The following is a 19,179-nucleotide window of genomic DNA, read 5'->3' on the forward strand; positions in this document are numbered from 1 at the left end:
GCTGAGCGGACAAGAGCGCAGGGCGGAACGACGCGTATGAGAAAGATCGATCCTTCGCCCGGGCTGGAAGAGCTTCGGGCGGCGCGTCGCGAGAACCGCGGCTATTTCTGGTTCGTGGGCGTTTTCAGCTTCTTCGTGAACCTGTTGATGCTGACGGGGCCGCTTTACATGCTCCAGCTTTACGACCGTGTCCTGAGTTCGCGGTCCGAGGCGACGCTCGTCGCGCTCTCGATCCTCGTTGTCTTTCTCTACGGCATGATGGGCTTTCTGGATTACGCCCGCTCGAGGATCATGGCGCGCGTCGGTGCGCGCTTCCAGTCGCGGCTCGACAGGCGGGTCTTCGACGCGGTGATGCGCAAGTCGGCCATCGCGCCCGACCAGCGCTCCGGCACCGGGCTGCGCGATCTCGAATCGGTGCAGCGCCTGCTGACGTCGCCGGGGCTCATGGCCTTCTTCGACATCCCGTGGACCCCCTTCTTCCTTTTCGGCATCGCGCTCTTCCATCCCTGGCTGGGCATCCTGGCCGTGGCCGGCGGCACGCTGCTCATCGCCTTCACGGCGATCAACCAGTGGCTCTCGCGCCGCCCGCTCGACAAGGGCAACGCCGCCGTCTACCGCGCCGAGACCATGGCGAACCAGATCCGCGACGAGGCGGAGACGGTGCAGAGCCTCGGAATGCGCGGCGCGGCCTTCGATCGCTGGCGGCAGGCGCGCGACGAGGCGCTCGACAACCAGGTCGGCGCCTCCGACGTGGCCGGGACCTTCACCTAGCTGATCAAGACCTTCCGGCTGATGCTGCAATCGGCGATGCTGGGCCTCGGCGCCTGGCTGGTGCTGCGCGGGGAGCTGACGCCCGGCGCGATGATCGCGGGCTCCATCCTGCTCGGCCGGGCGCTCGCGCCGATCGAGCTTGCCATCGGGAACTGGCCGCTGATGCAGGCCGCGCGGCGCGGCTGGGCCTCGCTTGCCGAACTCCTGTCCGAGGTGCCCCCCGAGACGGCGCGCACCAGCCTGCCCGCTCCGCGCGCGAAGCTCGACGTGCAGCAACTGACCGTCGTGCCACCCGGCCAGACGCAGGCGGCGCTCCGGATCGTCAGCTTCGCGGTGAACCCCGGCGAGGCGCTCGGGGTCATCGGGCCGTCGGGCGCGGGCAAGTCCACGCTCGCGCGCGCGCTCACCGGGCTCTGGCGGCCGGCAGGCGGCAAGGTGCGCCTCGACGGCGCGACGCTGGACCAGTACGCGCCGGAAGTGCTCGGGCGCCATGTGGGCTACCTGCCGCAGAGCGTGGAGCTTTTCGACGGGACGGTCGCCGAGAACATCGCCCGCCTGTCCCTGACCCCGGATCCGGACGCGGTGGTGAAGGCCGCCAAGCTCGCCGACGCCCACGAGATGATCCTGAAACTTCCCGATGGCTACGACACCAAGCTGCGCAACATCGGCGGGCGGCTTTCGGGCGGCCAGACCCAGCGGATCGGCCTCGCCCGCGCGCTTTACGGCGATCCGGTCCTGCTCGTGCTCGATGAGCCGAACTCCAATCTCGACAACGAGGGGAGCCTCGCGCTCAACGCGGCCATCCGCGGCGTCAAGGCGCGGGGCGGCGCGGTGCTCATCATGGCGCATCGCCCGGCGGCGATCGTGGAATGCGACATGCTGCTGATGCTCGACCAGGGCAACCGGGTCGCCTTCGGCCCCAAGGACGAAGTGCTTCAAAGCCAGGTCAAGAACCATCAGCAGATCCTGAAATCCGCGACGCCGGGAGGCATGCGATGAGCGACGAGGCGACCTCTCCGCGCTTCCGGATGCGGATGCCCATGGCCGTAGGACTCGTCGCGCTGGTCACGCTGGTGGGCGGCTTCGGAACATGGTCGGCGATGACCGAGATCTCGGGCGCCGTCGTCGCCTCCGGCCAGATCGAGGTCGAGCGCAACCGGCAGGTGGTCCAGCACCCGGACGGTGGCGTGGTGGAGGGCATCCTGGTCGACGAGGGCGACACGGTGCAGGCCGACCAGGTGCTGATCCGCCTCGACGCCGGCGAAATGCGCTCCGAACTTGCCATCGTCGAAGGCCAGCTGTTCGAACTGATGGCCCGTCGCGGCAGGCTCGAGGCCGAACGCGACGAGGCGGATGCGCCGGTCTTCGACAGTCTGCTTGTGGAACGGGCCGACATCAGCGCCGAGGTGCGCGGCCTCATCGACGGGCAACTGCGGCTCTTCGAGGCGCGGCGCGAATCCGTCGAGACCGAAGCCGGACAGCTGCGCCGCCGCGCAGAGCAGATCGGCAACCAGATCGAGGGGATCGACGCGCAGCAGACGGCGCTGACGCGGCAGCTGAGCCTGATCGAGGAAGAGCTTTCCGACCAGCAATCGCTTCTCGATCGCGGCCTCGCGCAGACTTCGCGCGTCCTCTCGTTGCAGCGTGAGGAAGCCCGGCTCAGCGGGCTGGTGGGCGAGCTGACCGCCCAGCGGGCGCAGGCGCAGGGGCGCATCACCGAGATCGAGATCCTGAACCTGCGCTCGCGGCGACGCGAAGAGGCGATCACCCGGTTGCGCGACCTGCAGTTCCGCGAACTCGAACTGTCCGAGCGCCGCCGCACCCTCGTCGAGCGGCTTCGCCGGATGGAAGTGCGCGCGCCTGTCGCGGGCATCATCTACGGGCTTCAGGTCTTCGCGCCGCGCTCGGTGATCCGCCCGGCGGACCCGCTGCTCTACATCGTGCCGCAGGATCGCCCGCTCGTGATCGCGGCGCGCGTGGCGCCCATCCACATCGACCAGGTCTATCCCGGGCAGGACGTGACGTTGCGCTTTTCCGCCTTCGATCAGCGCAGCACGCCGGAACTCTTCGGGCAGGTGACGCAGGTCTCGGCCGACATCTTTACCGACGAGGCCACGCAGAAAGCCTACTACCGGGCCGAGATCACGCTGTCGGAAGCTGAACAGGACCGATTGCCAGACGACCTGGTGCTCGTGCCCGGCATGCCGGTCGAGGCGTTCATCCGGACCGATGACCGCACCCCCATCGCCTATCTGCTGAAGCCGCTCACGGACTATTTCTCGAAGGCGTTCCGCGAACGCTGAGCGGGCCGCGCCGAACGCCCCGCGCCCGGCCCGATTGGCGCTTTTCCCGGCCGCCGCCAGACTGTAGCGTCCGCCACGACTCTGGAGGAATGCGGGAGGACAGCATGAGCGGAAAGATCGAGGCACGGCTGGAGGAGCTTGGGGTGACGCTGCCCGACGCGCCGGCCCCGGCGGCGAATTACGTGCCTTACGTGCAGACCGGGAACCTGGTGCACGTATCGGGCCAGATTTCCATGGACGAGGGCGGCGCGCTCATCACGGGCAAACTCGGCGCGGAGCTTTCCACCGAGGCCGGCGCGGCCGCGGCGCGGCGCTGCGCGCTGTCGCTTCTGGCGCAGCTGCGCGCGGCCTGCGGCGGCGATCTGGACCGGCTGACGCGGGTGGTGAAGCTCACCGGCTTCGTCAACTCCACCGCCGACTTCACCGAGCAGCCCAAGGTGGTGAACGGCGCGTCGGACTTTCTCGTCGAGGCGTTGGGCGATGCCGGCCGGCACGCGCGCTCGGCCGTCTCGGCGGCGTCGCTGCCGCTGGGTGTCGCCGTCGAGATCGAGGGGATCTTCGAGATCGCATGACGGCGCTCGACCCGGTCTTCCTGAAAACGCCCATCGCCCACCGCGCGCTTCACGGCGAGGGCCGGCCCGAGAACAGCCGCGCGGCGGTGCGCGCCGCGGTCGCGGCGGGCTACGGTATCGAGATCGACCTGCAGCCCTCGGCCGACGGCGAGGCGATGGTGTTTCACGACTACGACCTGCGGCGGCTGACCGGCGAAACCGGCGTGATCCGCACGCGCGACGCGGCGGAACTCGGGCGCATCGCGCTGTCGGGCGGCGACGGCGAGGGCATCCCCACGCTGCGCGAGATCCTCGCGATCGTGGGCGGCCGCGTGCCGCTGCTGGTCGAGCTCAAGGACCAGCACGGTCGCATGGGGCCGACCGACGGCGCACTGGAGGCCGCGGCCGCGCGCGCACTTGCCGGTTACGCGGGACCGCTGGCGGTGATGTCCTTCAACGGTCACGCCGTCGCGCGCATGGGCGCGCTTCGGCCCGACATCCCGCGCGGCCTCACCACCAGCGCCTTCGACGAGGCGCTCTGGCCGCACATGCCCGAGGAACTTCGCGCCCGACTGCGCGAGGCGCCCGAATTCGAGCGCAGCGGCGCGATGTTCATCAGCCACGAGCATACCGACCTCGATCGCCCGCGCGTGGTCGATATCCGCGCGACCGGCGTTCCGGTGCTGTCCTGGACGATCCGGTCGGAGGCCGAGGAACGCGCGGCGCGCCGGCTGGCGCAGAACGTGACCTTCGAAGGCTACCGCGCGGCGGTTCCGGCTTGATCGCGGACCGTCGCGGCCCAGTTTCCCGCATGATGGACGACGGTGCACAGAACGAGCCGATCGAGGTCACGGCCCATGCAAGCCTCGCCGACATTCCGGCGGAGGACTGGGATGCCTGCGCCTGCCCCGAGGCCGCCAGCGGCGGTCGGCCGATCGACCCCTTCACGACCCACCGCTTCCTTTCCGCGCTGGAGGAAAGCGGATCGGTCGGGCCCGGCACCGGCTGGGAGCCGCGCCACCTCGTGGCGCGCTCCGGTGGGCGCGTCATCGCCGTGGCACCGCTTTACGCCAAGGGCCACAGCCAGGGCGAATACATCTTCGACCACAACTGGGCGCACGCCTACGAGCGCGCCGGCGGGCGCTACTACCCGAAGTTCCAGATCGCGGTACCGTTCACGCCCGCCACCGGGCGGCGTCTTCTGGTCCGCCCCGGTGAAGAGCTCCGGGGCCGCGCGGCGCTGGTGCAGGGGGCGGTGCAGCTTGCCGCCGACAACGGGCTCTCCTCGGTCCACGTCACCTTCTGCACGGAAGAGGAGGCCGCGGCGGGCGAGAAGATGGGGCTGATGCGCCGCGTGACCGAGCAGTTCCACTGGCAGAACCGCGGTTACGCGGATTTCGACGCCTTCCTCGCGGACCTCTCCTCGCGCAAGCGCAAGACGATCCGCAAGGAGCGCCGACAGGCCAACGAGTTCGGCGGCGAGATCGAGATGTTGACGGGCGACGCGATCCGGCCCAGGCACTGGGACGCCTTCTGGCGCTTCTACCAGGATACCGGCGCGCGGAAATGGGGCCGCCCCTACCTCACACGCGCCTTCTTCGACCTCGCGCAGGAGCGGCTTCGCGACGACATCCTCCTGGTGATGGCCCGCCGCGAGGGCGGCCATGTCGCGGGCGCCATGAACCTGATCGGGCGCGACACGCTTTTCGGCCGTTACTGGGGCTGCGTGGAGCATCACCCCTGCCTGCATTTCGAGGCCTGCTACTATCGCGCGATCGACTTCGCCATCGCGGAGGGTCTTTCCCGCGTCGAGGCCGGCGCGCAGGGGGAACACAAGCTTGCCCGCGGCTACCTGCCATGCGAGGTGCATTCCCTGCACTGGATCGCCGATCCGGGCTTCGCCGACGCGGTCGCGCGCTACCTCGAGGCCGAGCGGCGCGCGGTGACGCAGGACATAGAGGTGCTCACGGCCTACGGGCCATTCCGAAAGGCAGATGTGGAGGAACCCGAATGACCGAGAAGCTCAGCGATACCGCACGCAAGACCGTGTTGCAGCCGCTCCTGGACGCCGGCTGGCAGATGGTGGACGGGCGCGACGCGATCACCCGCACCTACCAGTTCGACAATTTCGTCGAAGCCTTCGGCTGGATGACCCGCGCGGCCTTCTGGGCGGAGAAGTGGGACCATCACCCGGAATGGTCCAACGTCTACAAGACCGTCATCGTCACCCTGACGACCCATGACGTGGACGGGCTGTCGTCGCTCGACGCCAAGCTCGCGCGCAAGTTCGACCAGCTCGCCGGCCTGGGGTGAGCGAGACGCACGGGCCGGCCCCCTTCGGACAGGGCACGCGGCTGCGCCCGGCGGAGGGATCGACGGGCGAGGCGGTGCTCGCCGCCCTGCCCGCCGTGGCGCTGGTGGCCCTGCCCGGGCTCTGGGCGCTCGCGACCGGAACGGAGCTGCCCGGCCCGCTCGCCCGTGCACTGCCCACCATCGTCGCCGCGCTCGGCCTCGCCGGGATTTGGGTCGGCGTCCCGCGCTGGGCGCTCGGCTATCTCGGTTATCCGGTGATCCTCGCAGCGGTGGGCGGGCTGATCTTCGCGCTGAAACGCCTGCCGGGGCTGGAGCCGATGGGCTGGCTGGCGTCGGCGCTTTTTCTCGCAGGCCTGCCCCTCGCGCTCGGTGCCGGGCTGGTGGCCGTCGGCCATCGCTGGCTCAGGGCGCGCCCGGCAGCGATGGCGGCGCGCGCCGACCCGTCGCATCTCGCGCTGGTATTCTTCCCGGCGGCGGCCCATGCGGTGCTGGTGGGCGCCAACCTGCCCCCCGCCGCCGCATCCGCGGCCGCCACGGCGGGCGCGGGCGCGTTGATCGCCGCCGCACAAATCGCGGCGCTGCGGGCGCGACGGCCGGCGGCCCGCGTCGTCCTTCTGTCCGGCGCGCTTCTGGCTGTCTGGGCCGGCACCGCTCTCCTGGGCGGGCGCGGGGCGGGCAGCGGCCTTTCGGCGATCCTGTTTCTGGCGCTTCTCGCAGCGCCGCTCCTCGCAGGGTCACGGGGCCGGGGCTAAGCCCGCGGCCCCGCGCCCTTCACATCGCGGCGAGAAGCGCCTCGCCCGCCGAGCTTTCGCAGGCGCCGGGATTGTCTTCGACATGCAAGAGCTTCACCTCGCCGTCCTCGACAAGCATGGCGTAGCGCTTGGAACGCGCGTGCAGCCCGGCGGGCGGCGCGTCGAAGTCCATGCCGATCGCCCTGGTGAAGGCGGCGTCGGGATCGCCCAGCATGGAAAGACCCGCCGCGCTCGCGCCGGTGGCCTCGCCCCACGCGCCCATCACGAACGGGTCGTTCACCGCGACGCAGACGATCTCGTCCACGCCCTTGCCCGCGAACTCGTCCTTCGTGCGCACGAAGCTCGGCACATGGGCCGAATGGCAGGTCGGGGTGAAGGCGCCGGGCACGGCAAAGACCACGACCTTGCGGCCCGCCGTGATATCCTCGAGCGCCACCGCCTCGGGGCCGTCCGCGCCCATGCGCATCAGCGTCGCGGCGGGCAGCTTCTCGCCTGTGGAAATGGTCATGTCTGTCCCTCTCTCCAGTTTCATTGCACCTGTCTCCAGCCCCGATATAGGCTCCGGCGCGGGGCAGGACCACGGCAAACGGGAAGGGATGCGGGATGGAGCGGATCGTCATCGTCGGCGCGGGGCAGGCGGGCGCGTCGCTCGCCGCGCGGCTCAGGGCCGAGGGACATGAGGGCGCGATCACCATGATCGGCGAAGAGCCCGTGCCGCCCTACCAGCGCCCGCCGCTGTCCAAGCAGTATCTCATGGGCGAGATGGCGCTCGAGCGGCTCTTCCTGCGGCCCGAAAGCTTCTACGCGGAAAACGGAATCGACCTGCACCTGAGCGAAACCGCGGTGGCGATCGACCGCGCCGACCGGACGGTGATCGCGGGCGGCCACACCCATCCCTACGACGCGCTCGCGCTCTGCACCGGCGCGGTGCCGCGGCGGCTGCCCGGCGCGATCGGCGGGGAACTCGCGGGCGTGCATGTCGTGCGCGACCTCAAGGACGTGGACACCATGGCCCCGGCGATCCGGGCGGGCGGGCGCGTCCTCGTGGTGGGCGGCGGATATATCGGGCTCGAGGCCGCGGCGGTGTGCGCGAAGGCGGGCATGGAGGTCACTCTGGTGGAAGCGGCCCCCCGCATCCTGGGCCGCGTCGCCTGTTCCGAGACGGCCGACTACTTCCGCGCGCTGCACCGCGCCCGCGGCGTGGACCTGCGCGAAGGCACCGGGCTCGAACGCCTGGTGGGCGAGGACCGGGTGACGGGCGCCGCGCTCTCCGATGGCACCGAGCTTGCCCTCGACATGGTGATCGTGGGGATCGGCATCACGCCCGCGACCGCGCTGGCCGAGGCGGCGGGGCTTGCGATCGAGAACGGCATCCGCACCGACGCGGAGGGGCGCAGCTCCGACCCGGCGATCTGGGCAGCGGGGGATTGCGCCTCGTTTCCCTGGCGCGGCGGACGCCTTCGGCTGGAAAGCGTGCAGAACGCGATCGACATGGCCGAAACCGTGGCGCGGAACATGCTGGGCGCGGGCGTGGCCTACGATCCCACGCCCTGGTTCTGGTCCGACCAGTATGACGTCAAGCTCCAGATCGCCGGGCTCGGCCAGGGGCATGACCGCGTGGTGGTGCGCCCCGGGACGACCGCGGGATCGGTGTCGCACTGGTATTTCGCGGACGATACGCTGCTCGCCGTGGACGCGATGAACGCGCCCCGCGACTACATGGTCGGCAAGCGGCTGCTTGAGGCGGGCCGCTCGCCCGACCGGGCCGCCCTCGCCGATCCCGGGACCGACCTCAAGGCGCTGCTCGCGGCGTGAGGATCGTCGGCGGACGGTGGCGGGGCCGGGCGCTTGCGGGGCTCGGCGCGGGGGATGCGGGCGCGCATCTGCGCCCGACGCAGGACCGTGTGCGCGAAAGCCTTTTCAACGTGCTGGGCGGCGGGCGCTTCGGCGATCCGGTCACCGGGGCGCGGGTGCTCGACCTCTTCGCCGGCACCGGGGCGCTCGGGCTCGAGGCGCTGTCGCGCGGGGCCGCCCACGCGATATTCGTGGACGAGGGCGCCAAGGCACGCGCGCTCTTGCGCCGCAACGTCGAGATCTGCGGCGCGGGAGGTGTCACGCGGATCTGGCGGCGCGACGCCACGCGGCTCGGAGAGAACCCGGGGGAGCCCTTCGACCTCGTCTTCCTCGACCCGCCCTACGGCAAGGCCCTGGGCGGGGCCGCGCTGGAGGGCGCACGGCGCGGCGGCTGGCTCGCGCCCGGCGCGCTCGTGGTTTGGGAGGAAGGCGGGGCGGTGGTGCCGCCCGAGGGTTTCGAAACGCTCGAAGCGCGGCGTTACGGCGACACGACCGTCACGCTTCTCCGGGCGCCCTGACCGTCACCGGCGCCCCGGCGGCGAAAGCGCGCGACGGGCGATCCCCGCCGCGCGTGCCGTCCCGATCAGGTGGTCGGGATGATCACCACCTCGACGCGGCGGTTCTGCTGGCGCCCCTCGGGCGTCAGGTTGCTCGCCACGGGCTGGTCCTCGCCGCGACCGATGATGCGCAGGCGCTGGGGCCGCACGCCGTCCGTCACTAGGGTCGAGGCCACCGCCTCCGCCCGGCGCTCGGACAGGCGCTGGTTGTAGGCCGCCTCGCCCGTGTTGTCGGTATGACCGATCACCTGGACGGCGCTGTCGGGGTAGCGTTGCAGGCTCTGGGCCAGCACCGAAAGGTCGCCGCGCAGGCCGGGGCGGACCGCCGCGCTGTCGGTGTCGAAGAGGATGCCGTTGGGCATCGTCACGATCAGGCGGTCGCCCGTGTTCGTGATGCTGATGCGATCGTCGTCGAATTGCTGGCGGAGTTCCCTTTCCTGTCGGTCGAGGATGCTGCCGGTGATACCGCCCGCGGCGCCGCCGATGATCGCGCCCGCGACCGCGTTCCGCCGGCGCTCCTCGGGGTTGTTGCCCGCGATCGCGCCCGCTGCCGCGCCCAGCGCGCCGCCGAGCAGAAGGCCCTGCTGGGTGTTGCGGTTGGGATCGTTGGGGTCCGTGGTGCAGGCCCCGAGAGCCATCGCCGACGCGGTGGCCAAAATCAGGGAACGCTTCAGTGAAGTCATGTCTGTGCCTCGTCTTTCTGGGTCCGTGTCGGCCCGGTTCCGACACAGTATGCCAAGAGCCCGGCGCCTCCGACACCGGTTTTCCACGAGTCTGGGCGGTTCTCCGCCGGTCGGCATGCGCCGGTCACGCCTCTGCCCGGGCCGATTCCCAGGCGAGTATGGCACGCTTGACCGGCAGGCCCCAATGATATCCCGCAAGCTTGCCGGACCCCGCGATCACGCGATGGCAGGGGATGAGCCAGCCGACCGGGTTGCGCCCCACCGCCGCGCCCACCGCGCGCACGGCACGCGGGCTGCCGATGGCGCGCGCAATCTCGGCGTAGGTCGTCACGTGGCCCGAGGGCACGGCGAGCAGCGCCTCCCAGACCTTGATCTGGAAGGGCGCGCCCAGGACGTGCAGCGCCGCGCGCCCGCCGCCGCCGAAGGCGGCCTCCACCGAGGCGCGGAGCGGGTCCGCATCCTCGGCGAAGCGCGCGGCGGGCCAGCGGGACGAGAGATCCTCGAAAGCCGCCTCGCGCCCCGTCTCATCGGTGAAGGCCAGCCCGCAGAGGCCGTGCGCGGTGCCCATGGCGAGCACCTCGCCGAAAGGGCTGTCGAAACACCCCCAGCGGATCGAAAGACCCGCACCCCGTCGCGCGTAGTCGCCCGGCCGCATCGCCTCCCAGCGCAGGAACAGGTCATGGAGGCGCCCGCCACCGGAAAGCCCCGCGGCATGGGCGGCGTCGAGCGTGGTGAAACGCTCGCGCAGAAGCGTCTTGGCGTGGCCGAGCGCGAGGTATTGCTGGAAGCGCTTGGGCGAGACGCCCGCCCAGCGCGAGAAGACGCGCTGGAAATGGGCCGGGCTCATGTGCATCCGGGCCGCGAGTTCGTCGAGCGACAGCGGCGTCTCCGCCGCGTCGATCTCGGCGATGGCGCGGCGCACCAGCTGGAAGTGATAGCCCGCCCCCGCCCCGGGGTCCGCGGTACCGCCGGTTTCCGCGTTGCCGTCCATGCCGTCCTCCCGCGACCGGTGTCCTGATGGCGACAGGGCTAAGCCCGGACGCGCGCCCGCGCGACCCGGTTGTTGCGCATCCCGCCCCGGCGGGGCATGAGGAGCGCCATGGCCGCGCAACTCGACTACCACAGCATCCGGGAGATCTTCACCCGCTTTCGCGCGGCCGAGCCCGAGCCGGAGGGCGAACTCGAGCACACCAACGCCTTCACGCTGCTCGTCGCGGTGGCGTTCTCGGCGCAGGCCACCGACGCGGGCGTGAACAAGGCGACCCGCAAGCTCTTCGAGGTGGCCGACACGCCGCAGAAGATGCTGGAGCTGGGCGAGGAGGGCCTGATCGAGCACATCCGGACGATCGGCCTTTACCGCAACAAGGCGAAGAACGTCCTGAAGCTCTCGCGCATTCTCGTCGAGGCGTTCGGGGGAGAGGTGCCGTCCTCGCGCGCGGCGCTCCAGTCCTTGCCGGGAGTGGGCCGCAAGACGGCGAACGTGGTTCTGAACATGTGGTGGCGCCATCCCGCGCAGGCGGTGGACACCCACATCTTCCGGCTCGGCAACCGGTCGGGCCTCGCGGTGGGCAAGGACGTGGTCGCCGTGGAGCGCGCCATCGAGGACAACGTGCCCGCCGAATTCCAGCTCCACGCCCATCACTGGATGATCCTGCACGGCCGCTACGTCTGCAAGGCGCGCAAGCCCGCCTGCGCGGCCTGCCTCATCCGCGATCTCTGCGCCTACGAGGAGAAGACCCTGTGAAACGCTACCAGGTGGTCGGCATCGGCAACGCCATCGTCGACGTGATCAGCAACTGCGACGACGGTTTCCTTTCGCGCATGGGAATCGAGAAGGGGATCATGCAGCTGATCGAGCGCGACCGCGCCGAGCTGCTCTACGGCGCGATGGAGAACCGCTGGCAGGCGGCGGGCGGGTCGGTCGCCAATACCCTCGCGGGGCTCGGCAATCTGGGGCTGCGCACCGCCTTCATCGGGCGCGTGCGCGACGATGCGCTCGGCCGCTTCTACGCCGAGGGCATGGCGCGGGACGGCACCGCCTTTCCGAACCCGCCCGTGGCAGAGGGGGAGCTGCCCACCTCGCGGTCAATGATTTTCGTCTCGCCGGATGGCGAGCGGTCGATGAACACCTATCTCGGCATCTCGGCCGAGCTTGGGCCCGGCGACGTCGACGCGGGCGTGGCGGGCGACGCCGAGATCCTGTTCCTCGAGGGTTATCTCTACGACAAGCCCGCGGGGAAGGCGGCCTTCATCGCCGCGGCGCGCGCCTGCCGCGCCGCGGGCGGCATGGCGGGCATCACCCTGTCGGACCCCTTCTGCGTGGATCGCCACCGCGAGGACTTCCGCCAGCTCGTGCGCGAGCTCGATTTCGTCATCGGCAACGAGCACGAATGGGAATCGCTTTACGAAACCGATCTCTCTGCGGCGCTCGAGCGGGCCGCGGCGGAGAGCGGGCTGGTGGTGTGCACCCGCTCGGGCCACGACGTGGTGCTGGTGCGCGGCGAGGAGGAGGCAGTGGTGCCGGTGGAGCGTGTCACCCCCGTGGACGCCACCGGCGCGGGCGACCAGTTCGCGGCCGGGTTCCTCTACGGCCTTGCCGGCAACCAGTCGCTGGAGATCGCGGGCCGCATGGGCGTGGTTGCGGCCGGGGAGGTGATCTCGCATTACGGCGCGCGCCCGGAGACGGAGCTGAAGGCGCTGTTCGCCGAGGCCGGGCTGCCGGTCTGAGCCGAAACGCAAAAGGGGGGCTGTCCGCCCCCCTCGGCCCGTTCCGGGCCTCACCCCCCCGAGAGTATTTCCACCAAGAAGAAGCAGCGCGGGTCGCGCCGCCCCCGCGTCAGGCCGCCGAGAACCCCTTGTCGAGCGCGTCGAGAATCGTGTCGACCTCCGCCTCGGTGATGGTCAGCGGCGGCGACATCAGGATGTTGTGCATGCCGAGCCGGACCATGGCCCCCGCCTCGTAGGTGGCCTGGTGGATGCGCTTCATGGTGACCGCATCCATCGGCGTCCGGGCGGCGCGGTCCGACACGATCTCGATGCCGGTCATCAGCCCGTGCCCGCCGCGCACGTCGCCCACGATGTCGTGCTTCTCGGCAAGCCGCTTCGCCCCCTCGTAGAGCTGCGTGCCGCGCGGGCCGGCGTTCGAGCGCGTGTCGAGGCGCAGCGTCTCCTCGAGGCAGGCCACCACCGCCGCCGCGCCCACCGGGTGGGCGGAGTAGGTGTAGCCGTGGAAGATCGCGCCCTCGGCGTCGGCGGTTTCGAAGACCTCGGCCACCTTCTCGTTGACGAGCGCGGCGCCCACCGGGAAGTAGCCCGAGGTGATGCCCTTGGCGACGCTCATGAGGTCGGGCTTCACCCCCCAGTGCCGCGCGCCCGACCAGTCGCCGGTGCGCCCGAAGCCGGTGATCACCTCGTCCGAGATCATCAGGATCCCGTGACGGTCGCAGATGTCGCGCATGAGCGGCATAAGCGTCTCGTGCGGCACGATGACGCCGCCGGCGCCCTGGATCGGTTCCATGATGAAGGCGGCGATGGTGCCCGGCCCCTGGAAGGCGATCTCGTCCTCGGCGATCGCGGCGATCTTCTGCGCGAGCCGCGCCGGGTCGATCTCGTCGAAGGGATTGCGGTAGGTGTAGGGCGAGGGCAGGTGGAAGCAGCCGGGCAGCAGCGGCTCGTAGTTGATGCGGAAGCGGTTGTTGCCGTTCACGCTCGCCCCGCCCCAATGGGTGCCGTGATAGCCCTTCTTGAGCGACAGGAACTTGGTGCGGCCAGGCTCTCCGCGAAGCTTGTGGTACTGACGCGCGAGCCGCAGGCAGGTGTCCACCGAATCGGAGCCGCCCGAGGTGAAGAAGACCCGCGCCATGCCGTCTTCCGCGAAGAACTCGCGCACCATCCAGGAGGCCTCGATGGCCGGCGGGTTCGAGGTGCCGGCGAAGGCGGAGTAGTAGGGCAGTTCCTGCAGCTGGCGGGCGATCGCCTCCTTCACCTTGTCGTTGGAGTAGCCGAGATTGACGCACCAGAGCCCGCCCACGGCGTCCACCGCCTCGTGGCCGTCGATGTCGGTGATGCGCACGCCCTGCGCCTTGCGGATGATCTTCGGCGCATCGGTCTGCGCCGCGCCCGGATGGCCCATCGGGTGCCAGAGATGGCGGGCGTTGTTTTCCTTCAGGAAGTTATCGTCCTTCATGGCGGACCTCGCTGTCATGATTTGATCAAATCCTACCAGTCCCTGCGGCAACGTCCAGCCCGCGCGGCGGAAGATGGACAGCGCGCGCCCGCACATGTAGGACACGCCGGTCATGGCGAAGACGAACGCGAAAAAGGACGACGGCAATTACAGGGTCGTGGCGGAGAACCGGCGCGCCCGCTTCGATTATGCGATCGAGGAGGATCTCGAATGCGGGATCGTGCTCGAAGGCTCCGAGGTGAAATCGCTCCGCCAGGGCGGCGCCAACATCGCCGAGAGCTACGCAACGGTGGACGACGGGGAGCTCTGGCTCGTCAACAGTTCCATCGCGCCCTATGCCCAGGCCAAGACCTTCGGCCACGAGGAGCGGCGGCGGCGCAAGCTTCTCGTCAACAGGCGCGAGCTCGCGCAGCTGTGGTCCGAGACCCAGAGGAAGGGCATGACGCTGGTCCCGCTCGTGCTCTACTTCAACCACAAGGGCGTCGCGAAGCTGAAGATCGGCATCGCGAAAGGCAAGAAGCTCGCCGACAAGCGCGAGACGCAGGCCAAGCGCGACTGGCAGCGCCAGAAGGCGCGGCTGCTCAAGGAGCACGGCTGAGCCCCGCCGCAGGCCGCCAGCCGGCCCCAACCTTGCTCTTGCGTGCCCCGGGTAGTAGGCAATGCGCGACGCGGCTGAACGACGGGTGAAGGCGGTGCAGGACGATCCGAAGACGCTGGTTTCCACGGGCTGGCTTGCCAGACACCTCGACGATCCCGACATGAGGGTGCTCGACGCGTCCTGGTACCTGCCCGACAAGGGCCGCGACCCGCGGACGGAGTACGACGCGGCCCACATCCCCGGCGCGCGCTTCTTCGACCTCGACGACATCTCGGACGCGCGGTCCGAGCTGCCGCACATGGCGCCGCCCGTTGAGAAGTTCATGAGCCGGATGCGCGCCATGGGCGTGGGCGACGGCCACCAGGTCGTCGTCTACGACACCGCCGGCCTCTATTCGGCGGCCCGGGTCTGGTGGCTTTTCCGGCTGATGGGCAAGGACGACGTGGCCGTGCTCGACGGGGGCTTTCCGAAATGGCAGGCCGAGGCGCGGCCGGTGGAGGACCTGCCGCCGGTCCCGCGCGACCGGCACATGACCGCGCGCCGCCAGAACTACCTCGTCAAGGACGTGACGCAGGTGGCCGCGGCCGCGAAACTGGGCGACACGGAAATCCTCGACGCGCGCCCGCCCGAACGGTTCCGCGGCGAGGCGGAGGAACCGCGCCCCGGCCTGCGCGCCGGGCATGTTCCCGGCTCCCGCAACGTGCCGTTCCAGGCGCTTCTGAACGGGGACGGCACGATGAAGGACGCGCCCGGCCTGCGTGTCGCCTTCGAGGCCGCCGGGGTGGACCTGTCCCGGCCCGCGATCACCACCTGCGGTTCCGGGGTGACCGCGGCGATCCTGAACCTCGCCCTGGAACGGCTCGGCAAGACCGATCACGCGCTCTATGACGGCTCCTGGGCCGAGTGGGGCCAGTTCGCCACGCTGCCCGTGGCCACCGGAGAAGACTGATGTTCGAAGAGCTCAAGGCGCTACCCGCCGACAAGATCCTCGCCCTGATGAAGGCGTTCCGCGAGGATCCGCGCGACGACAAGATCGACCTTGGCGTCGGCGTCTACCGCAACGCCGAGGGCGTCACCCCGGTGATGCGCGCGGTGAAGGCCGCCGAGAAGCGGATCTGGGAGGCGCAGACCACCAAGGCCTACACGGGGCTCGCGGGCGATCCGGCCTTCGGCGACGCGATGGTCGACCTCGTTCTCGGCGGCGCAGTCCCGCGCGAGCGGGTGGCGGCGGTGGCGACGCCGGGCGGCACCGGCGCGGTGCGCCAGGCGTTCGAGCTTGCGCGGATGGCCAATCCTGGGCTGCGCGTCTTCGTCTCCGACCCGACCTGGCCCAACCACGTCTCGATCCTGAAATATCTCGGCATCGAGATGGTGCCCTACCGCTACTTCGACGCCGAGACCGGCGGGGTCGATTTTGCGGGCATGCTTGCGGATATCGGCGCGGCGCGGCCGGGCGACGTGGTGCTGCTGCACGGCTGCTGCCACAACCCCACTGGCGCGAACCTCAACCGTCCCCAGTGGGCCGAGGTGATCGCCGCGCTTCAGGCCACCGGCGCGACGCCAATGATCGACCTGGCCTATCAGGGTTTCGGCGACGGGCTGGAGGCGGACGCGGCGCCCACGCGCCAGGTCGTCGCGTCGATGCCGGAGACGCTCGTCGCGGCGAGCTGCTCGAAGAATTTCGGCGTCTACCGCGAGCGCACCGGCATCCTGATGGGCACGGCGGCGGATCCGGGGCTGCTGCAGGACACGATGGCGTATCTCAATCGCCAGAACTTCTCCTTCCCGCCCGATCACGGGGCACGGATCGTGACCGAAGTGCTGACCGACCCGGAGCTTCGCGCCGACTGGGAGGCCGAGCTCGAGGAGATGCGCACCGGAATGCTGGAGTTGCGCGAGCAACTGGCGGGCGAGCTTCGGCAGCGCTCCGGCTCGGATCGTTTCGGCTTTCTCGCTCAGCATCGGGGCATGTTCTCGCGGCTGGGCGCGGATCCCGACAAGGTCGAGACGCTGCGCGCCGATCACGGCATCTACATGGTGGGCGATTCGCGCATGAACATCGCGGGGCTGAACCGCGAGTCGGTGCCGAAGCTGGCCCAGGCGATCATCGCCGCCGGGCTCTGACCCGTCCGGCGCGGCCCGGCTCACACCGGGACGCGCCCGCGCGGCCCCAGAAGGAAGGCGTCGTCGCCTTCGAAAACCGCGGGCACGAGGTCTCGGCCCCATCCCGCGCCACCGTCCAGATTGACGCGGTTGCCGTAATGGCGCGGATACTCGATCGCGGTATGCCCGTGCACCACGAGCCAGGGGAACGCGCGGGCGTGGTCCAGGAACGGGTCGCGAATCCAGAGAAGATCGTCCTCCGTCTGCTCCTCGAGGGGGACGCCGGGCCGGATACCGGCGTGGACGAAAAGCAACCCGCCGGCCATGTGCCAGAGCGGGCGGGCGCGCAGGAATTGCAGATGCGACGCCGGCACCGCGTCGCGCGCCTCGGCCAGCACCTCCAGCGGGGGGCGGTCGTCGGCCTTTATCCCGTAGGAGGCAAGCGTCGCCGGCCCGCCAAGCTGGGGGGTCAGCCAGCCCCGCCCCGACAGGACGCGCGGATCGTGCTCGGCGCCGTGATCGAGGAACCGCTCGAACAGCCGGTCATGGTTGCCCTTCAGGACGATCCAGGGCCGCCCCTCGGCAAGGCCCCGGATCAGCAGGTCGATGACGCCGCGGCTGTCGGGGCCGCGGTCGACGAGGTCGCCCAGGAAGACCACCGGCGCGTCCGGCGCGCCGGGGTCGTCGTCGATGCGGGCCAGCGCTTCTTCCAGCGCGTCACGGTAGCCGTGGATGTCGCCGACGGCGTAGATCGTCATGAGCCATTCCCATTCAAGCCGGACCCGGCCAGACCGCGCCGCGCGGGGGCGGTCACGCCACGTCGAACTCCAGCGGCTTCACCTGACCGAAAAGACCGGTCGCCCGCAACTCCTCGACCGCCGGGGCCGGGATCGGCGCGTCGACATAGAGAAGCGCGATGGCCTCGCCCTTCGCGGCTTTCCGCCCCAGGGTGAAGTTGGCGATGTTCACGCCGTTCTTGCCCATGGTCTGGCCGAGCGTGCCGATGATGCCGGGCACGTCCTCGTTGGTGGTATAGACCATGTGCCGCCCGATCTCGGCGTCGATGTTGATGCCCTTGATCTGGATGAAACGCGGCTTGCCGTCGGAAAACACGGTCCCGGCGATCGAGCGTTCGCGCTTGCCGGTCACCACGGTCACCTTGACGTAGCCTTCGAATACGCCCGATTTCGCCTGGTTGGTCGTCGAGGTCTTGATGCCCCGCTCCTGCGCGATCAGCGGCGCGGAGACCATGTTCACGTCGGGATTGGCGCGCTTCATGATCCCGGCGATGACCGAGCAGTTAAGCGCCTCCAGGTTCATCTCGGAGACCGAGCCGTCATAGAGGATGTTGATCGCCTGGATCGGCTCGTCGGTCATCTGGCCGATGAAGCTGCCCAGATGATCGGCCAGCTTGAGCCAGGGGCCCATCACCTTGGCCTCCTCCGCGGTGACCGACGGCATGTTGAGCGCATTCGTCACCGCCCCCGTCAGCAGGTAGTCCGACATCTGCTCGGCCACCTGGAGCGCGACGTTCTCCTGCGCCTCGGTGGTGGCCGCGCCCAGATGCGGCGTGCAGACCACGCCCGGCAGGCCGAAAAGCGCGTTCTCGGTGGCGGGCTCGACCTCGAAGACGTCGATGCCCGCGCCCGCGACATGGCCGGATTTCACCAGCTCGGCCAGCGCCGCCTCGTCGACCAGCCCGCCGCGGGCGCAGTTGACGATGCGCACGCCCGTCTTCGTCTTTTCCAGGTTCTCGCGGCTCAGGATGTTCTTCGTCTGGTCGGTCAGCGGCACGTGCAGCGTGATGAAGTCGGCCCGGCCGAGCAGCTCGTCGAGCTCGACCTTCTCCACGCCCATCCTGTCGGCCTTCTCCTGGCTGAGGAAGGGATCGTAGGCCACGACCTTCATCCGCAGGCCGCGGGCGCGATCGCACACGATGGAGCCGATGTTCCCCGCCCCGATCACGCCCAGCGTCTTGGCGGTAAGCTCCACGCCCATGAAGCGCGATTTCTCCCACTTGCCGGCATGGGTCGAGGCGCTGGCCTCGGGGATCTGGCGGGCGACGGCGAACATCAGCGCGATGGCGTGCTCGGCGGTGGTGATCGAGTTGCCGAAGGGCGTGTTCATCACGATCACGCCCTTCTTGGAGGCCGCCTCGCGGTCCACGTTGTCCACGCCGATGCCGGCGCGGCCGATGACCTTCAGGTTGTCCGCCGCCTCCAGGAGCTTCGCGGTCACCTTCGTCGCCGAGCGGATCGCGAGGCCGTCATAGCCGCCGATGATCTCCTGCAGCTTTTCCTTGTCCTTGCCCACCTCGGGCATGAAATCCACCTCGATCCCCCGGTCGCGGAAGATCTGCACGGCGGTGTCCGACAGCTTGTCGGAAACGAGAACCTTGGGAGCCATTTTTGTTTTCCTCGAAGAACGGCGCGTGCCGGGCACGCACCCTGCTGTTGGGTTGCTGGTCCCGGCGCCCTTCACGACGCGCCGGGCGGGATATCGGGGGTG

Annotated in this window: 19 protein-coding genes and 1 pseudogene; 14 read left to right on the plus strand and 6 right to left on the minus strand. The window is 70.0% G+C overall.

Translation table 11 applies throughout. The features are described from left to right. Positions 1 to 36: 36 nt before the first annotated feature. The 7 genes and pseudogenes from AB6A69_RS10560 (at position 37) to AB6A69_RS10590 (ending at position 6,690) form a co-directional block, all read left to right on the plus strand. Positions 37 to 1,770, plus strand: a pseudogene (locus tag AB6A69_RS10560) (type I secretion system permease/ATPase). Next, a complete protein-coding gene (locus AB6A69_RS10565) occupies positions 1,767 to 3,074 on the plus strand; it encodes an HlyD family type I secretion periplasmic adaptor subunit (RefSeq protein ID WP_371060735.1) in 1,308 nt (435 codons plus the stop codon). The pseudogene AB6A69_RS10560 and the gene AB6A69_RS10565 overlap by 4 nt, the downstream one beginning before the upstream one ends. A 104-nt stretch (positions 3,075 to 3,178) precedes the next feature. Beyond that, positions 3,179 to 3,646 carry a RidA family protein gene (locus AB6A69_RS10570; protein ID WP_371060736.1) on the plus strand — a complete coding sequence of 156 codons (468 nt, stop codon included), beginning with the start codon at positions 3,179 to 3,181 and terminating at the stop codon, positions 3,644 to 3,646. Continuing rightward, positions 3,643 to 4,407: a glycerophosphodiester phosphodiesterase family protein gene (locus AB6A69_RS10575; protein WP_371060737.1), complete on the plus strand. Its 765-nt coding sequence runs from the start codon at positions 3,643 to 3,645 to the stop codon at positions 4,405 to 4,407. Before AB6A69_RS10570 ends, AB6A69_RS10575 begins: the two co-directional genes overlap by 4 nt. Positions 4,408 to 4,439: 32 nt before the next feature. Continuing rightward, positions 4,440 to 5,639 carry a GNAT family N-acetyltransferase gene (locus tag AB6A69_RS10580; protein ID WP_371060738.1) on the plus strand — a complete coding sequence of 400 codons (1,200 nt, stop codon included), beginning with the start codon at positions 4,440 to 4,442 and terminating at the stop codon, positions 5,637 to 5,639. Beyond that, entirely contained in the window at positions 5,636 to 5,938 is a 303-nt protein-coding gene (locus AB6A69_RS10585; protein WP_371060739.1) for a 4a-hydroxytetrahydrobiopterin dehydratase, read from the plus strand. Before AB6A69_RS10580 ends, AB6A69_RS10585 begins: the two co-directional genes overlap by 4 nt. Then, positions 5,935 to 6,690, plus strand: a complete 756-nt coding sequence (locus AB6A69_RS10590) for a hypothetical protein (RefSeq protein WP_371060740.1) — start codon at positions 5,935 to 5,937, stop codon at positions 6,688 to 6,690. Before AB6A69_RS10585 ends, AB6A69_RS10590 begins: the two co-directional genes overlap by 4 nt. 19 nt (positions 6,691 to 6,709) lie before the next feature. Here AB6A69_RS10590 and AB6A69_RS10595 read toward each other — a convergent pair whose 3' ends face one another. Next, positions 6,710 to 7,198, minus strand: a complete 489-nt coding sequence (locus AB6A69_RS10595) for a peroxiredoxin (protein WP_371060741.1) — start codon at positions 7,196 to 7,198, stop codon at positions 6,710 to 6,712. Between the two features lie 95 nt (positions 7,199 to 7,293). Here AB6A69_RS10595 and AB6A69_RS10600 point away from each other — a divergent pair, with 95 nt between their 5' ends. After that, positions 7,294 to 8,505, plus strand: coding sequence for an NAD(P)/FAD-dependent oxidoreductase (locus AB6A69_RS10600; RefSeq protein WP_371055637.1), 1,212 nt, complete (start codon positions 7,294 to 7,296; stop codon positions 8,503 to 8,505). Next, positions 8,502 to 9,062: a 16S rRNA (guanine(966)-N(2))-methyltransferase RsmD gene (gene rsmD / locus AB6A69_RS10605; protein ID WP_371060742.1), complete on the plus strand. Its 561-nt coding sequence runs from the start codon at positions 8,502 to 8,504 to the stop codon at positions 9,060 to 9,062. Before AB6A69_RS10600 ends, rsmD begins: the two co-directional genes overlap by 4 nt. A 65-nt stretch (positions 9,063 to 9,127) precedes the next feature. On the opposite strand, the gene AB6A69_RS10610 is transcribed toward rsmD, so the two are convergent. Together AB6A69_RS10610 and AB6A69_RS10615 are read right to left on the minus strand one after the other, a co-directional pair. Continuing rightward, on the minus strand, positions 9,128 to 9,784 hold the full coding sequence (locus AB6A69_RS10610) for an OmpA family protein (RefSeq protein ID WP_371060743.1): 657 nt from the start codon (positions 9,782 to 9,784) through the stop codon (positions 9,128 to 9,130). A gap of 124 nt (positions 9,785 to 9,908) precedes the next feature. After that, positions 9,909 to 10,775 carry a methylated-DNA--[protein]-cysteine S-methyltransferase gene (locus AB6A69_RS10615; RefSeq protein ID WP_371060744.1) on the minus strand — a complete coding sequence of 289 codons (867 nt, stop codon included), beginning with the start codon at positions 10,773 to 10,775 and terminating at the stop codon, positions 9,909 to 9,911. Between the two features lie 108 nt (positions 10,776 to 10,883). Between AB6A69_RS10615 and nth the strand changes: the two genes are divergently transcribed. Together nth and AB6A69_RS10625 are read left to right on the plus strand one after the other, a co-directional pair. Next, on the plus strand, positions 10,884 to 11,528 hold the full coding sequence (gene nth / locus AB6A69_RS10620; RefSeq protein ID WP_371060745.1) for an endonuclease III: 645 nt from the start codon (positions 10,884 to 10,886) through the stop codon (positions 11,526 to 11,528). Then, positions 11,525 to 12,511, plus strand: a complete 987-nt coding sequence (locus AB6A69_RS10625) for an adenosine kinase (protein WP_371060746.1) — start codon at positions 11,525 to 11,527, stop codon at positions 12,509 to 12,511. The genes nth and AB6A69_RS10625 overlap by 4 nt, the downstream gene beginning before the upstream one ends. Positions 12,512 to 12,620: 109 nt before the next feature. Here the strand turns inward: AB6A69_RS10625 and AB6A69_RS10630 are convergent, their stop codons facing one another. Further along, entirely contained in the window at positions 12,621 to 13,970 is a 1,350-nt protein-coding gene (locus AB6A69_RS10630; RefSeq protein ID WP_371060747.1) for an aminotransferase class III-fold pyridoxal phosphate-dependent enzyme, read from the minus strand. A 112-nt stretch (positions 13,971 to 14,082) separates the two neighbouring features. Between AB6A69_RS10630 and smpB the strand changes: the two genes are divergently transcribed. The 3 genes from smpB to AB6A69_RS10645 all read left to right on the plus strand — a co-directional run bounded on the left by smpB (position 14,083) and on the right by AB6A69_RS10645 (position 16,692). Next, positions 14,083 to 14,568 carry an SsrA-binding protein SmpB gene (smpB, locus tag AB6A69_RS10635; RefSeq protein WP_371060748.1) on the plus strand — a complete coding sequence of 162 codons (486 nt, stop codon included), beginning with the start codon at positions 14,083 to 14,085 and terminating at the stop codon, positions 14,566 to 14,568. 61 nt (positions 14,569 to 14,629) lie between these two features. Beyond that, complete coding sequence (gene sseA, locus AB6A69_RS10640; RefSeq protein ID WP_371060749.1) at positions 14,630 to 15,517, plus strand: 3-mercaptopyruvate sulfurtransferase; 888 nt, start codon at positions 14,630 to 14,632, stop codon at positions 15,515 to 15,517. Then, complete coding sequence (locus AB6A69_RS10645; RefSeq protein WP_371060750.1) at positions 15,517 to 16,692, plus strand: aromatic amino acid transaminase; 1,176 nt, start codon at positions 15,517 to 15,519, stop codon at positions 16,690 to 16,692. Before sseA ends, AB6A69_RS10645 begins: the two co-directional genes overlap by 1 nt. 20 nt (positions 16,693 to 16,712) lie before the next feature. Here AB6A69_RS10645 and AB6A69_RS10650 read toward each other — a convergent pair whose 3' ends face one another. Together AB6A69_RS10650 and serA are read right to left on the minus strand one after the other, a co-directional pair. Further along, positions 16,713 to 17,429, minus strand: a complete 717-nt coding sequence (locus tag AB6A69_RS10650; RefSeq protein ID WP_371060751.1) for a metallophosphoesterase — start codon at positions 17,427 to 17,429, stop codon at positions 16,713 to 16,715. Between the two features lie 52 nt (positions 17,430 to 17,481). Then, complete coding sequence (serA, locus tag AB6A69_RS10655) at positions 17,482 to 19,077, minus strand: phosphoglycerate dehydrogenase (protein WP_371055627.1); 1,596 nt, start codon at positions 19,075 to 19,077, stop codon at positions 17,482 to 17,484. Positions 19,078 to 19,179: the final 102 nt, after the last annotated feature.

This window comes from Rhodosalinus sp. 5P4, assembly GCF_041365695.1.
Taxonomy (GTDB): Bacteria; Pseudomonadota; Alphaproteobacteria; order Rhodobacterales; family Rhodobacteraceae; genus Rhodosalinus.